Genomic DNA, 14,101 nt, shown 5'->3' on the forward strand with positions numbered 1-14,101 from the left:
ATATTTAGGCTATATTTGAGTGTTAACCGGGAAAATTTACGGTATAAAGCATATAAATATAACTTTATAACGAGTTGTACTGCATTTAAGAAAAACCGTTATTTAATGAACAAACTTCTGTTTTTAATAATATTTATTTCTTCATTGATATCGTGTCAAGAGAAAAAATCTGATTTTAAAATAACTCAATTCGAAGGAACAGAAAAAAACGGTCAAATTTCTAAAGAAGTTAAATACAATGATAACGGACAAATAAAGTTTGCAAAGCTGACAGGATTTAAAACAACGAAATACATTAGTTCTGCTGACTTCGAAGAAACTTATTTTTATAAAGATACTCTTCTGATTAAAACTCTTATATATTACCCCAATTCAATTGATGCTGACAGCGCAAGAACCGAATATCGATATAATAATAAAAATCAATTGATTGAGCGAGCACAATATGACTACAAAAAAAGATTGAAAAAAACTCTTGAATTTGGAGATTGTCTAATTGATTCGACCGATTATGAACCACAAGCGACGTGGAAATTAGAGTCAAGAATTGAATACAAATATGATGATGCGGGCAGAAAAATCGAATATTACGCACCAGAAACTCATTGGGATAGTCAAAACCATTATTATTACGAATATAACAGTCAAGACTGTTTGATAAAAGAAACGTCATTGAACGATAACAAGTTAATTTGGGAAAAACACTTTGACTATTTAGAAAATGGTTACGACTATTTTTACAACCGATTACCAATTACAAAAATTGAGAATAAATCGGATTGGCCATACTTTTATAAAGTTAGATATGTAAAAGATAATAAGGGAAACATTTTGGAAGAAAGTGAAAAAGGAAAAGATGGGACTTTAAACTATCGAATTATAAGAGAATTTAAAAATAATAGGATAATTAATGAAAAAAGATATAACCGAAATAACGATTTGGAATTAACCTATATTTACGATTACGAGTAGGAAAAACGCAGTACAACAACGTATATAAAACATAGTGCGAGCCGTTGCTAACACGAAGGTTCGGGCTTTTTTGCGAAGTCGCCAAATTTTTAAATTTGGCTAATCGGGAAAAGAAAGATAATTAGAAAAATTTAAAAATTCGGCTTGTGCTTAATCGAAAAGTAAACGCTTATTTTCTGCACTACGTTTCATATACAAGACCGTTACCAAATAGCTTAGAAATGGAGATAAAATAAAAAATCCGCAATCTTTTTATAGAAAGCGGATTTTTAATGTATTTCAACAATTTTTAAACCTCTCTACGTACCACCTGTGTGATAGGTTTAAGCTTTATAATTCTTAAAGCGTGCAGTACCTGCATAATTTTATAAGTTATATCCAACTCATGCCAGCGAACGCCGCCAAAGTTAGCTCGGCTCGCGTGCTTATGGTGATTGTTGTGATAGCCTTCGCCCATCATTAAAAAATCAAAAGGTAATAGATTTTTTGAAGTGTCTTTAGATTTAAAGTTAACGTATCCATAGATATGAGCGTACCAATTTATAATTACTCCGTGGATTGGCGCCATAAATAGTGCTACTGGAAAAATTAACCATTGCCACCAAGCAGTTGCAAAATAAAGAAAAAAAGCAAAATATAAAAGCCCCCAGCTAATCCTGGAGAAACTAGAACTGGCAAAACTATCAAAACGTTCCCATTGCGGAACATTCTTGGTGAATTTTTCATCTACTTCAATACGCTTCTGGTTGATATCTGCATAAATGTTTTTGGTTCGCCACATCATTGAAAAAACACTAGCGTCATATTTTGGGGAATGTGGATCGTCCTCTGTATCGGCAAAGGCATGGTGCATCCTGTGCATAACTCCGTAACCATAGGCACTTAAGTAGTTTGAACCTTGAAAAAACCACGTTAATACAAAGGTGATTTTTTCAGTTATTTTGGGCATTGTAAAGGATTGGTGCGCAGCATAACGGTGCAAAAAGAAAGTTTGAAAAAACAAACCTCCATACCAAAGCACCACTATAAATATTAAAATTGTCATTAGCTATTTTTTTTTACAAAGTTACTTGCAATAGCCAAGCCAAACAATGAACTTAGGTCAACTAATACGTTTCCGAATTCGGCTTAAGGCTTGTGGAGTAACCCCGATATAGGAGCTTAGGTATTTAAGTGGAATATCATTTATAAAATCGCGACGATTCTTAAATAGTTTTAAATACCGCTCTTCAGCAGTTTCATTAAGAAGTGATTGTTCTCGTTTTGATTTTAGAAGAAAAAGACGTTCGGCAGTTAGTCTGCCTATTAAGTTTCCAAATTGGGTGTTGGCATATACGTCCTGAAGATCTGTATAAGAAATGCTATACATATGCGTTTCAGATAATGCCTCCAACTCATATAATGATGGCTTTCTGGTTAAAAATGAATCGTATGCACTTATAAATTGATTTTTAAAACTAAAACTAAATGTTACTTCCTTTTCCACAAATTCCTTCGGAAGATAAAACCGTACCACACCTTTTTTTATAAAGGAAATATAATTTTCTATTTCCCCCAATTTTAGAAAAACAGATTTCTTACTGAAATTTCTTTCTACCAGTCTAGAGGAAAAATATTGCCAATCGTCATCAGATATTTTTGATATGGCTTCGATATACTTTCGGATAAATTCCATTTATTCATTTAATTTTTTTGACACTCTTTAATTACGGAAGAAATACAATTTATAAATTTTAAAAACCATAACATTCTGATTCTTCGCTTTTAGTTCTATTTTTTACTGCTAACTGGAACTGATACTAATTTACTGTAATTCAAGGCTCGCACGTGTTTAAGACTTATACTCACAAAGCTGCTCAAAATTATCATATTCTTTTCGCTGCGTCTAATGTTCAGGTCAGAAATTAGTGCCAACAATAACACTTTTCGATAAATATTTGATAGATTAAATGTAAGATTAGTTCCATTATCACTAATATAAAAACAGGAGTTACCTAATAATCCGACAGTTACCTTCCCGTCCGTTTTCATCAATAACCAATTAACGTTCAATATTATCCCATTTAAGCACCTATAAGATTTATAAAAATCATATATTGCGGAAATTAGCTATCCACAACCTACACTTACTTAAAATTTTAATAAATGGATTTCACAAACCCTCTCGTTTACGGGGTGCCTTGTTTTTTGGCCTTTATTGCCCTAGAGCTTACCTACAGCAAAACCCTAGATAACAAGCAACTTTACAAATGGAAAGATTTTTTTTCAAGTCTGTCACTTGGCGTTGGGTCTGCCATACTTGGAGCGCTCTTAAAAACGGTTTCGGTAATTCTGATTTTTAACTTTGCTTATGACCTCTTCAATCCTATGGTTAATGGAGTTCGCACGAATATCATGGGCTGGGAATCTTTTGGATATGCTTGGTATATTTGGATAATCTGTATGCTTTTGGATGATTACACCTACTACTGGTTCCACCGTCAAAACCATATGGTCCGTTTTCTATGGGCGGCGCATATTGTGCATCACTCTTCAGACAATTTTAATCTGGGTACCGCTGTCCGCAACGGTTGGTTTACAATTCTTTATAAACCATTCTTTTATGTTTGGATCGTTATTATAGGTTTCCCGCCAGAGATGCTTGTTGTTTGTTTGGGTATTGAAGCCTTATGGCAATTTCAGTTGCACACACAGTATGTCAAAAAATTAGGCTTTTTTGAAAAGTTCCTTAATACGCATACGATGCATCAAGTTCATCACGCACAGAATATTGAGTATATGGATAAAAATCACGGAGGCTTTCTCAATATTTTCGACCGGATTTTTGGTACGTGGAAAGAATTGGACGATTCCATTGATATTTCATATGGGGTTTCCACACCTCCAAACTCATACAACCTCTATGTTATTTTAACCCACGAATACAAAAATATTTGGGAGGATATGAAAAAATCTAAAAACTGGGGTGACAAGTTTATGTATGCTTTTGCCGCTCCGGGCTGGAGCCACGACGGGAGTTCGCTAACCGTAAAGCAGATGCGAGCACAACTTAGAGAAGAAGAAATAACGGCTTAGCGAAATCTAATGGCAAGTCAAGGTTTTAAGAATTCCAAAGATCAACAAAGCTCTTTGAAGGACAATAAATGAAGTTTTATTGCATTCCAGCAAACATTCTTCCAACTCATCCACATAAAACAACAAGTCAGAAAATAAAAACAAAATTTGTAGCTATATTATCCCACTTTTGAATCGTTAAACTCAAACGAATGGAAAAAACGATACAAATTTTAATTTTTATTCACGCTACATTTGGAGGAATCGCATTTATTGCAGGCTTTATCGCCATGGTCGCAAAAAAGGGATACAAGCTCCATAAAAAATCTGGACTTGTATTTTTCTATTCTATGATGATATCAGGGCTAATTGCAATGCTAGTTGCTTTTATGCCCAATCACGAAAGTCCGTTCTTGTTTGCCGTTGGAATTTTTAGTTTATACTTTGTTTTGACCGGAAAACGAGCTTTAAATTTTAAAAATAAAATCCCTGATTTAAAAATTGACAAACTGATTTCAGTTAGTATGATTTTGTCAGGAGTTTTGATGATACTCTTACCACTTTTCTTCACAAGAAGTATCAACATCATTTTAGTTGTCTTCGCTATTATCGGGATTGTATTCGCTTCAAGAGACTTATTATTATATAAAAACCCGGAACGATTAAGAAAGTCGTGGTTAAAATTACATTTGGGTAAAATGTTAGGTGGATATATTTCAGCAACTACTGCATTTGTAGTTGTAAATCAATTTTTCCCAAGTATTTATGGCTGGTTTATTCCCGGGATTATCGGTGGGTTTTTTATTACGTATTGGATTCGGAAAATAAATAGACAGCCAAAATATGTTCAAAACTATAATGGCTAAGTTGTAATAGTACTGTATTTTATTTCCTTGATTAATAATTCAAGAATTCAATGCCAGTGCTGGTCAGAGCTGGTTGAAATATAGGCCCCAGGTTCTTTTGAATGGTTTTCTAATCATTATCAATTATACCTTAATAAGAATCACAAAAAAGAATATCGCGATACTGGCAAGAAAAGTGAAGGTGGTAATTATAATATACTTACGCTTGGTCGTTGTTGACCATTGTTCATAGCGAGTGAAATATTCTAAATATATTTTTTTTCGTGAGATGTAAAGATCAGTAACAATCCAAGCTACTATAAATGATCCTATGAGTAAATAAACATTAAAATATATTGCTGGATTGAAGCATTTCCACACGAAAATAATGGGGTTATATATAAACGAAGCAAGCATCATCATTACAATTCCGCCGGCGTCTAATATATTTAAGCCTCCATTTATATCTTTGAATAACTTGTTATCAAATTCCTCAGGAGTCGTTCCTTCTTTCTCCCATTTCCTTTTTACCGCGGGTATTTTATATAATAATCGCTGGATTGGAAAAACTTTATGAAATAAATCATGGCCTTTGTTGAACATTATATAAATGCAGTAATTCAGTATGTTTAGCGTATTTTGCAAATGTTAGATTATAACTGTTTTTAATAGCATCGTTCTGCCTGAGGAGTTAGCAGACAATTGCAAAGTATCATAACTTCTAATTAACAAGTCCGTTTTCTTTACTGAACACTGAATACTGAACATTGATCACTGATCACTGATCACTAAATTTAAGGCAACCACTTCTTATCAAAATTCGGTTTGCGTTTTTCGAGGAAAGCGTCACGGCCTTCTTTCGCTTCTTCTGTCATATAAGCTAATCTGGTAGCTTCCCCAGCAAATACTTGTTGACCGACCATGCCATCATCGGTTAGGTTCATTGCAAATTTCAGCATTTTTATAGAAGTTGGGCTTTTTTCAAGAATTTCCTGTGCCCATTCATAAGCAGTATTTTCCAATTCGGCGTGTGGAATTACGGCATTTACCATTCCCATTTCATAAGCTTCTTGCGCAGAATAGTTTCTTCCGAGGAAAAAGATTTCTCGAGCCCGCTTCTGCCCTACCATTTTGGCTAGATAGGCACTTCCGTAGCCACCGTCAAAACTGGTAACATCGGCATCGGTTTGTTTAAAGATTGCATGTTCTTTGCTTGCCAACGTAAGGTCGCAAACTACGTGTAAACTATGTCCGCCACCAACGGCCCAGCCCGGTACCACACAGATAACGGCTTTTGGCATAAAACGAATCAATCGCTGTACATCAAGAATATTTAAGCGGTGATATCCATCTTCACCTACGTAACCTTGATGGCCACGTGCTTTTTGATCGCCACCACTACAAAAGCTATAAACACCATCTTTTGAAGAAGGTCCTTCCGCAGAAAGCAGCACAACGCCAATAGAAATGTCTTCTTGGGCATCGTGAAAAGCATCAAGCAATTCCGCAGTGGTTTTGGGGCGAAACGCATTTCGAATATCGGGCCTATTGAATGCGATACGAGCCACTCCATTCGATTTTTTATAGGTTATATCTGTATATTCTTTTGCTGTTTTCCAGTCGGGAGAATTCATATTTCTTATTTTTGTTTCCAAAGATAGAAGATATTGTTTAGTATCATTTTCTATTTTCTTTGAAATTCCATATAAAATCTCTGCGACCTCTGCGTCTCTGCGGTGTCAAATTTACCGCAAAGGCGCAAAGTTGGCAAAGAAAAAATGTCTTAAACTCTTCAAATAAATAATAACAATAAAAAATAAACAATGCGCAGCCTTCTTTTTTCCCTAGCAATCCTCTTCACCTTAAGCCTTTCGGCGCAAGAAACATATAAATTTACAACGATTACGGATCTTGAAACCTCGCCTGTAATTAGCCAAGGAATTACGGGAACCTGTTGGAGTTTTAGTAGTATTTCATTTTTTGAAAGTGAAATTGTTCGGTTAACAGGAAAGCTGATCGATTTAAGTGAAATGTACCAAGTGAGAAACACATATCCCTTAAAAGCTGAAAACTATATTATGCGTCAAGGGAAAGCGCAGTTTGGCGAAGGTGGCTTGGCACACGATGTGATAAATTCTGCAGCTAACTTCGGATTAGTTCCTGAAGCAGCTTTTAGCGGGCTTTTTGCTGGAGAAACAAAGCATAACCACGCCGAATTGGCCGCTGTTCTTGAAGCAATGCTGAATACTTACGTAGAAAATCCAGGGAGAAAACTCAGTAAAAAATGGCGTCAGGCTATTGACGGAGTTCTAGATGTTTATATCGGTAAGAACGTAGCTAATTTCACTTTCGAAGGAAAACAATACACACCGCAGACATTTATGGCGATGACAAAGATTAATCCTGAAGATTATAAAAGCATTACCTCCTTTACTCAGGCTCCGTTTTATTCGAAATTTATTCTGAACATTCCTGACAACTGGAGCAATGGCAGTTTTTATAATGTACCCTTAGACGAAATGATGGCAACCATAGACCATGCATTGGAAAAAGGTTTTACGGTAGAACTGGATTGTGATGTTAGCGAACGGAGTTTTTCTTCCAAAGAAGGAATGGCAGTGATTCCAAAAAACCCTGAAAATAGTTTAAAAGCATTAAACCAAATCTATCCTGAAAAAGAAATTACACAGGAATACCGCCAAGACGAATTTGAAAATTATGAAACCACAGACGATCACTTAATGCATATTACTGGATTGCTTCACGATCAAAACGGCACAAAATATTACAAAGTTAAAAACAGCTGGGGAAGCGATGAATCGCGCGTGGCAAATGGAGGTTATGTATATTTTAGTGAGGCCTATATGCGTTTAAAAGCTATTAGTATTACGGTTCATAAAGATGCGCTTCCAAAAACTATCACTAAAAAATTAAACCTATAATTTCAGACTTTCTAAAGTTTAAAATACCGGAAGCGCTCAGTTTCACATCTCAAGTCTAACATCTCAAAATCTATTTAAACTTGGCTTAACTTTTGTTATCTTTGTTGCGATGAAAAAATTGCTGTTTCTTTTATTATTATTTCCTTTGATTGCTTCGGCACAGTTAGACTTTGAGACCAATAAATTTAAATTGGACTTTGTCAAGCTTCCCGAAATTGAAAGCTTGATGACAACTTCCTTGCCTTCAAATTCAGGTTTTTCTAATAAATATTCCAAAAAGCTTCCTTCTTTTAAAATGAGCAAGGATAACTATCGCGAACCGGTGAGTATGTATGAAGCAATGGCTACCAGTGATAGCTATGTGAAATCTGACCTTAAAATTTCGTTGGATCCAAGAGAATATGGAATTTACGGCGGCAATAGCAGCTACAGTGCAGATGGCTCCACAAAGGTTAAAAACATTTCCTATAAAGAATCGCGAGGATATTTAAGACCGGAGCTTATGCCCTATTCTTACGGCTTTTACCAACGTCCTAGACGTAGCGGTTTCTATGTGGATTATGGAATGTATGGTACGCCATCACAATAATTCTATACCGTCTTCCTTGATTTTAATTTGCTTGTCTTTGTAAAGTGTTCCAATTGCTTTTTTAAAGCTTTTTTTACTCATTCCCAATAGATTCTTTATTGAATCGGGATCAGATTTATCGTGAAGCGGTAAAAACCCTCCAGCTGCCTCCAACTCTTCGCGAATAAATGTAGCATTAGGCTCGATACTTTTGTAGCCCACCTTTTGCAAAACTAAATCGATTTTATTATCGGGACGAATGTTTTTGACGAAGGCTTTCATTCTATCGCCAGTACGGATATCTTCAAAAATATCCTCAATGTAAATAAGACCTTTATGAACTCCGTTAACTATAACGTTTGCACCTTTTTCAGTTAAATGCGTCACTAAAATATCAACTTCTTCGTATGGCTCAACCGTTAAAGTATCGTTTTGAAGAAAATGATTTGTTTTACTGGAACCTACAAGACGAGTTGTTTTTTCATCAATATATAGGTACACAATATACCAATTCCCCGTTTTCATCGGGCGCGCCTGTTCCTTGAAGGGTACAAAAAGTTGTTTTTCCAAACCCCAATCCATAAATGCTCCGTATTCAGTAACATCGCTGCAATGCAGATAACCAAAAGTGTTTAGCTTTAGAAAAGGTTCCAAGGTTGTAGCAATGGGTCTTTCCTCATTATCAAGGTAAATAAAAACTGAAATCTCATCGCCTATTTCATATTCCTCAGGCTTATATCTATGTGGCAAAAGCACCACATTTTCATCTTCATCACCCAAATATAGACCCGGTTCAGTTTCCCGAAGAATCTCTAAAGTATTGTATTCGCCCAATTTTATCATAAATGCAAAGGTACTGTTTTAAAGTAAAAATAAATGTGAAATAAACTACGGATAATTATTCCTCAGCGTTCCCATAAAGGTTCACAGAGATACGTATAATAAATAATCGATTCTTATGAAATATATTTTTTATGAAATAAACTTAAAATAGTCCAACAAGACTTTATCATTAACGTTTGACGGCGTAAAAATTTCCAATAATGAAGGACCTTCATTTTGGTTGAAGAAATCTTTTAATTTCGTTGTTAAGTCTTCCTTTTTATCAATAGCTTCATAATTGAAACCATACATTTCTGAAAGATATTTCGCAGTCAGATTATGTTTTGTCTCAAAAAAAGTGTCATAAACATCGGAATCTTTTTCCCCGGGAAGTATTCTGAAAATACCTCCGCCACCATTATTGACAACAATTATTTTAAAATTCTTAGGAATATAATTGTTCCAAAGGGCGTTGCTGTCATAAAAAAAGCTGACATCTCCAGTTATAAATACGGTAGGTGATTTTGAAGCGTAAGCCGCACCAATAGCAGTGCTCGTGCTGCCATCAATCCCACTTGTTCCTCGATTACAGAATACTTCGGTGGAAGCATCAACATTAAATAATTGCGCATAGCGAATAGTGGCACTGTTGCTTAATTGCAGTTGCACGTTCTTTGGAAGTTCGTGGAACACTTCACAAAAAATCATAAAATCTGAATAAGGAAGATTTTCTTCAAAAGTTTTCTGGCGGAGCAATCGGTGTTGTTTAATTGCTAACCAATGCTTTTGATAATCGCTATTCAATTCTATAGTCTTCGGAAGAAATTTAGATAAAAAATAATTGATATTCGTTTTAAAATGATGTTTCAATGCGAAAAATGTATCGTAGGCTTTTTTAGTATCCACATGCGAATGTTCTTTTGGCGGGTAACTTCGCAAAAAAGCCTTTATCCTTTTTGAAACGACCATTCCGCCGAAGCTTAATAAAATATCAGGTTGCAGCTCCTTAAAACCTTCATCATCCAATGGACTAATCAGGACGTCTATAGCCGAAATAAATTTTTCATTGTAAAGATTCGAAGTGGTTTCGGTCAATACCAAAACACTTTCATCTTTTGCCAATTGTTCAACAAAGCGTTGTTCTATGCTGTTTGGATCCAGGACGCCAACCAAAATTATTTTCTTTTTACTCTTGTTCCAAGTGTCTATAAAAGGAGTTAATTCTTCTTCAAAAGTTACAATCGCCTCACGAGATGGAACGTTTTGCGGCCAAACCAATTGGTGTTCGGTGGTTTGATACAAGGGCTCCGAAAACGGAATATTAATATGAACAGGTCCGCTCAATTCTATAGCACTATTTAGCGCAGTATTTATTTCAGTCTCATTTTTTATTTGAAAATCTTCCCCCTCAATGCAATTGGCACTGTAAAGAATATGGTTTGCAAAAACATTTTCTTGACGGATGGTCTGTCCATCGCCTATGTCAATTCTATCGGCAGGTCTGTCTGCAGAAATAACCACTAAGGGAATATCGCTATAAAACGCTTCGGCAACAGCGGGATAATAGTTGAGCAACGCCGAACCAGAAGTACAAAGAACGGCTACAGGTTTCTTCAGTTGTTGTGCCATCCCGAGTGCAAAAAACGCAGCAGAGCGCTCATCAACAACACTAAAACACTCCATATCTGGATGCTCACCAAAACCAATAGTTAGTGGCGCATTTCGAGATCCTGGAGAAATTACTATATGATTAATCCCTTTTTCTAAACATAATTGAATAAGGGTTTGTGCGAGGATTTTATTTGAGAATTTCATACCCTACAAAGGTACGAAGTAAACGAAAATATTATAGCATTGGCTGCAATACTTGTAGCATGGTTTGCATTTTATTTTGGGTTTCTTGCCACTCTTCTTTTGGGTTTGAATCGCTGGTTATCCCACCACCTACATAAATACGAGCGGTGTTGTCTTTAATTTTCATACAACGAAGGTTAACCATTAGGGAAGCAGAGGAACCATTGTTAAGAATTGGACCTACAAAACCTGTATAAAACTCGCGGGAATAGTCTTCATTTTTAATTATAAATTCTTGCGAAAACTTTTTAGGATTACCACCTACCGCGGGTGTTGGATGAAGTGCTTCGGCTATTGCCGTTAACGTTGTCCCATTGTTCAGTTTCCCTATTATGTCAGTTCGAAGATGTAATAAAGATCCAGCCCGATGGGTATAAGTATCTGAAACCTCCAGAGATGATGTAGCCAGTTTCAGTTTATTCACTATCATATCTGTAACCTGTTGTTGCTCGTTCTGTTCTTTCGCGCGCCAAATAACGGGTTCATTATTTATGTATGGCTGCGTACCAGCTAATGCCATGGTTTTAAATAAATTATTTTCCATTTCAACCAAAATTTCCGGAGTAGCGCCACACCATAATCCAGTTTCAGGGTGGTACCAGATATATCGAAAAGCCGTGGGATAAGCTGAAAACAATCTTTTAATCAATTTTTCAATTGAAAAACCTTTAAGTTCAAAGGCTTTTGGGCGTGCAATTACTATTTTACTTGCTTCTCCCCTCTTTATAGTATCAATTGTTTTCTGTAACAATTTGATATAAATATTCTCTTCGTCTTCGTTGCTCGGTATAGCAACGGGAATGGTCTCAAAAATATCTTTTTCAAATTCCGTTTGAAATGCTTCTGATTCTTTTTCAGAAATAAAAAAAGAAGATTCTTTATAATCAAATGGAGCGAGAACGAAACCACTTTCGTTTAACTCTTTTATGGCATGCAACCTGTCATCCTTTTGAAATAAGGCCTGCAGCCTATCTTTTTCGGGTAAAGAATAAATTACAAACGGCAAGTTTTTGTTATACTGTTCTGCAACTTTTTTAGATAATAAATTAAAGTCCATTAGTTGGGTTTCGGTAAGCTAAGTGTTGTGAGTTTTACGAGAGAGACAAGTTCGCCGTCTTCGTTCGTTATTTTTATCTGCCAGAGTTGGGTGGTTCTTCCTTTATGGATGATGCTTGCGTGCGCATATACATAGCCGTCTCGCACACTTTTTACGTGATTGGCAGCAATTTCAATTCCTCTAATAATAAATTTATCTGAATCCAGAAAAAAGTAAGCGCCTGCACTACCAACGCTTTCAGCCAAAGCCACAGATGCACCGCCGTGTAAAACGCCGTCCGGCTGATGTACTCGCGGGGTCACCGGCATTCTGGCTATCAAATAATCCTCGCCAACTTCTGTAAATTCTATTTCTAAGGTTTCCATTAATGTGTTTTTACACATTTTTTTGGAAATAGCTAATATTTCATCTTTAGTATACTTCATTCTATTCATTTACTTTTGTAAAAATACAAAATTGAAACTTACAAAATGAGTATCCAGAAAGAAGCATCATACAACACTACAAACACTTATTCAACATTAAACACCTTTTCAGAAAACACCAAAAATGTTTGGCTTGTTTTTCACGGATTGGGCTATTTGAGTAAATATTTTATCGACTATTTTTCAGAATTGAATAGAGATGAAAACTATATTATCGCGCCACAGGCTCCTTCAAAATATTATCAAGATAAAAAATTTAAACATGTGGGTGCTTCTTGGTTAACTCGTGAAAACACAATAGCAGAAACCGAGAATATTTTAAATTACGTAGATGCGGTTTTTGAAAAAGAACTTCCAGAAACCATTCCCAACCTCATTGTTCTGGGTTATTCACAAGGAGTTTCCATTGCAGCAAGATGGGTAGCGAGCCGCAAGATTCAGTGTGATAAGTTGATTATGCACTCTGGCGCAGTTCCAAAAGAACTACAACCTAAAGATTTTGAATTTCTAAAAGCTTCAACTGAAGTGATTTATCTTTACGGAAATAAAGATCAATACATTACAGAAGCTCGAAAAACCGAAGAAGAATTAAAAGGAAGCAACCTCTTTCAAAACCGTTTGAAGATCGAAGTTTTTGATGGCATTCACGAAGTAAACCGTGAATTCCTTTTAAAGATTTCACAATAATTTTCACCTAAAAAGATCGAAATTACTCTGATTTTAGATTGATATTTATAAAAACACCCGAAATAGATCAGCTAAATATCGATTTAAAACACGATTAAAGTCATATTTAATGGTTAAAATACATTGCAGTTTAAAAAACTTTTATTAGATTGCCTGCGGACCTTTGATTCAAGTGGCCTCACCCACTTCAAAGTCCTTAAAGCTTAATATTTGGTTAGAAAATAGCTTTTAAATTGGAGCGGCCTTTTATAGGTCGCTCTTTTTTTTGCATACGAGATGTTTTATTTTTTTAAACTTCGATTTAAATTTTACTATTTTTGAATAAGAACCCTATTCTTAAAAATAAAACAATGAATACGGCCAAAATCACTGTTGAAAACCCAATAAACGTAGAGACCAATAAGGTTTGGGATTATTATAATCAACCCGAACACATTGTTAATTGGAACTTTGCAAATGCCGATTGGTACTGCCCAAAAGCCACGAATGATTTCCGTGTGGGCGGAAAGCTAGCTACACGAATGGAAGCCAAGGATGGCAGTTTCGGATTTGATTTTGAAGGTGTTTATGATGAAATAATCCGGCAAAAGAAAATCAGTTATATCTTGGAAGATGGCAGAAAGGTCTCTATCACTTTTGAGGATCTTGGTGACAAAACCAAAATTTCCATAAGCTTTGATACCGATTCAGAAAATTCTGTAGAAATGCAGCGCGCTGGTTGGCAGGCTATTTTATACAATTTTAAAAAATACTCGGAAGGCAATTAAATAGCTTTTCTACTTCTGCCGCGTGTTTAGGTTTACCACCGTAAAATTTAGTCTCAACTGCGCTCGACTGAAGATTGTAATCTGCGATTAAGCAAGTATACAGTGAGT

The 14,101-nt window shown here is 35.6% G+C and carries 15 protein-coding genes; 7 read left to right on the plus strand and 8 right to left on the minus strand.

The features are described 5' to 3' along the window. Positions 1 to 105 precede the first annotated feature (105 nt). Positions 106 to 972, plus strand: a complete 867-nt coding sequence (locus G440_RS0103920) for a hypothetical protein (RefSeq protein ID WP_026450104.1) — start codon at positions 106 to 108, stop codon at positions 970 to 972. Between the two features lie 289 nt (positions 973 to 1,261). Here the strand turns inward: G440_RS0103920 and G440_RS0103925 are convergent, their stop codons facing one another. Both G440_RS0103925 and G440_RS0103930 read right to left on the minus strand, forming a co-directional pair. After that, complete coding sequence (locus G440_RS0103925; RefSeq protein ID WP_026450105.1) at positions 1,262 to 2,017, minus strand: acyl-CoA desaturase; 756 nt, start codon at positions 2,015 to 2,017, stop codon at positions 1,262 to 1,264. A gap of 57 nt (positions 2,018 to 2,074) precedes the next feature. Next, the gene (locus G440_RS0103930; RefSeq protein ID WP_026450106.1) at positions 2,075 to 2,647 is read right to left on the minus strand and encodes a Crp/Fnr family transcriptional regulator; all 573 of its coding nucleotides are present in this window, start codon (positions 2,645 to 2,647) and stop codon (positions 2,075 to 2,077) included. A gap of 470 nt (positions 2,648 to 3,117) precedes the next feature. On the opposite strand from G440_RS0103930, the gene G440_RS0103935 reads away from it, so the two are divergent. Together G440_RS0103935 and G440_RS0103940 are read left to right on the plus strand one after the other, a co-directional pair. Next, complete coding sequence (locus tag G440_RS0103935) at positions 3,118 to 4,047, plus strand: sterol desaturase family protein (protein ID WP_026450107.1); 930 nt, start codon at positions 3,118 to 3,120, stop codon at positions 4,045 to 4,047. A gap of 191 nt (positions 4,048 to 4,238) precedes the next feature. Beyond that, complete coding sequence (locus tag G440_RS0103940) at positions 4,239 to 4,892, plus strand: hypothetical protein (protein WP_026450108.1); 654 nt, start codon at positions 4,239 to 4,241, stop codon at positions 4,890 to 4,892. 123 nt (positions 4,893 to 5,015) lie between these two features. Here the strand turns inward: G440_RS0103940 and G440_RS0103945 are convergent, their stop codons facing one another. Beyond that, the gene (locus tag G440_RS0103945) at positions 5,016 to 5,474 is read right to left on the minus strand and encodes a hypothetical protein (protein WP_026450109.1); all 459 of its coding nucleotides are present in this window, start codon (positions 5,472 to 5,474) and stop codon (positions 5,016 to 5,018) included. 191 nt (positions 5,475 to 5,665) lie between these two features. Continuing rightward, positions 5,666 to 6,505, minus strand: coding sequence for a 1,4-dihydroxy-2-naphthoyl-CoA synthase (locus G440_RS0103950; RefSeq protein ID WP_026450110.1), 840 nt, complete (start codon positions 6,503 to 6,505; stop codon positions 5,666 to 5,668). A gap of 189 nt (positions 6,506 to 6,694) precedes the next feature. Between G440_RS0103950 and G440_RS0103955 the strand changes: the two genes are divergently transcribed. Together G440_RS0103955 and G440_RS0103960 are read left to right on the plus strand one after the other, a co-directional pair. Continuing rightward, positions 6,695 to 7,813 carry a C1 family peptidase gene (locus tag G440_RS0103955; RefSeq protein WP_026450111.1) on the plus strand — a complete coding sequence of 373 codons (1,119 nt, stop codon included), beginning with the start codon at positions 6,695 to 6,697 and terminating at the stop codon, positions 7,811 to 7,813. Between the two features lie 109 nt (positions 7,814 to 7,922). Continuing rightward, complete coding sequence (locus tag G440_RS0103960; RefSeq protein ID WP_026450112.1) at positions 7,923 to 8,402, plus strand: hypothetical protein; 480 nt, start codon at positions 7,923 to 7,925, stop codon at positions 8,400 to 8,402. Here the strand turns inward: G440_RS0103960 and G440_RS0103965 are convergent. The 4 genes from G440_RS0103965 to G440_RS0103980 all read right to left on the minus strand — a co-directional run bounded on the left by G440_RS0103965 (position 8,394) and on the right by G440_RS0103980 (position 12,539). After that, positions 8,394 to 9,224 carry a CvfB family protein gene (locus G440_RS0103965; RefSeq protein ID WP_026450113.1) on the minus strand — a complete coding sequence of 277 codons (831 nt, stop codon included), beginning with the start codon at positions 9,222 to 9,224 and terminating at the stop codon, positions 8,394 to 8,396. The genes G440_RS0103960 and G440_RS0103965 overlap by 9 nt on opposite strands. 129 nt (positions 9,225 to 9,353) lie before the next feature. After that, positions 9,354 to 11,018, minus strand: coding sequence for a 2-succinyl-5-enolpyruvyl-6-hydroxy-3-cyclohexene-1-carboxylic-acid synthase (gene menD, locus G440_RS0103970; RefSeq protein ID WP_026450114.1), 1,665 nt, complete (start codon positions 11,016 to 11,018; stop codon positions 9,354 to 9,356). Positions 11,019 to 11,049: 31 nt separating this feature from the next. Further along, on the minus strand, positions 11,050 to 12,114 hold the full coding sequence (locus G440_RS0103975; RefSeq protein ID WP_026450115.1) for an isochorismate synthase: 1,065 nt from the start codon (positions 12,112 to 12,114) through the stop codon (positions 11,050 to 11,052). Further along, the gene (locus tag G440_RS0103980) at positions 12,114 to 12,539 is read right to left on the minus strand and encodes a PaaI family thioesterase (protein WP_026450116.1); all 426 of its coding nucleotides are present in this window, start codon (positions 12,537 to 12,539) and stop codon (positions 12,114 to 12,116) included. The genes G440_RS0103975 and G440_RS0103980 overlap by 1 nt, the downstream gene beginning before the upstream one ends. Positions 12,540 to 12,584: 45 nt before the next feature. Here G440_RS0103980 and G440_RS0103985 point away from each other — a divergent pair, with 45 nt between their 5' ends. After that, a complete protein-coding gene (locus tag G440_RS0103985; RefSeq protein ID WP_026450117.1) occupies positions 12,585 to 13,226 on the plus strand; it encodes an alpha/beta hydrolase in 642 nt (213 codons plus the stop codon). Positions 13,227 to 13,576: 350 nt separating this feature from the next. Then, positions 13,577 to 13,993 carry an SRPBCC family protein gene (locus G440_RS0103990; protein WP_026450118.1) on the plus strand — a complete coding sequence of 139 codons (417 nt, stop codon included), beginning with the start codon at positions 13,577 to 13,579 and terminating at the stop codon, positions 13,991 to 13,993. The last annotated feature ends 108 nt before the right edge of the window (positions 13,994 to 14,101 follow it).

The organism is Aequorivita capsosiphonis DSM 23843, assembly GCF_000429125.1.
In the GTDB taxonomy this organism is placed as follows: Bacteria; Bacteroidota; Bacteroidia; order Flavobacteriales; family Flavobacteriaceae; genus Aequorivita; species Aequorivita capsosiphonis.

Bases quoted from the DNA above. Each gene is read 5' to 3' on its own strand.
- G440_RS0103920 (WP_026450104.1), top strand. From the start codon at position 106: ATGAACAAACTTCTGTTTTTAATAATATTTATTTCTTCATTGATATCG.
- G440_RS0103925 (WP_026450105.1), bottom strand. From the start codon at position 2,017: ATGACAATTTTAATATTTATAGTGGTGCTTTGGTATGGAGGTTTGTTT.
- G440_RS0103930 (WP_026450106.1), bottom strand. From the start codon at position 2,647: ATGGAATTTATCCGAAAGTATATCGAAGCCATATCAAAAATATCTGAT.
- G440_RS0103935 (WP_026450107.1), top strand. From the start codon at position 3,118: ATGGATTTCACAAACCCTCTCGTTTACGGGGTGCCTTGTTTTTTGGCC.
- G440_RS0103940 (WP_026450108.1), top strand. From the start codon at position 4,239: ATGGAAAAAACGATACAAATTTTAATTTTTATTCACGCTACATTTGGA.
- G440_RS0103945 (WP_026450109.1), bottom strand. From the start codon at position 5,474: ATGTTCAACAAAGGCCATGATTTATTTCATAAAGTTTTTCCAATCCAG.
- G440_RS0103950 (WP_026450110.1), bottom strand. From the start codon at position 6,505: ATGAATTCTCCCGACTGGAAAACAGCAAAAGAATATACAGATATAACC.
- G440_RS0103955 (WP_026450111.1), top strand. From the start codon at position 6,695: ATGCGCAGCCTTCTTTTTTCCCTAGCAATCCTCTTCACCTTAAGCCTT.
- G440_RS0103960 (WP_026450112.1), top strand. From the start codon at position 7,923: ATGAAAAAATTGCTGTTTCTTTTATTATTATTTCCTTTGATTGCTTCG.
- G440_RS0103965 (WP_026450113.1), bottom strand. From the start codon at position 9,224: ATGATAAAATTGGGCGAATACAATACTTTAGAGATTCTTCGGGAAACT.
- menD (WP_026450114.1), bottom strand. From the start codon at position 11,018: ATGAAATTCTCAAATAAAATCCTCGCACAAACCCTTATTCAATTATGT.
- G440_RS0103975 (WP_026450115.1), bottom strand. From the start codon at position 12,114: ATGGACTTTAATTTATTATCTAAAAAAGTTGCAGAACAGTATAACAAA.
- G440_RS0103980 (WP_026450116.1), bottom strand. From the start codon at position 12,539: ATGAAGTATACTAAAGATGAAATATTAGCTATTTCCAAAAAAATGTGT.
- G440_RS0103985 (WP_026450117.1), top strand. From the start codon at position 12,585: ATGAGTATCCAGAAAGAAGCATCATACAACACTACAAACACTTATTCA.
- G440_RS0103990 (WP_026450118.1), top strand. From the start codon at position 13,577: ATGAATACGGCCAAAATCACTGTTGAAAACCCAATAAACGTAGAGACC.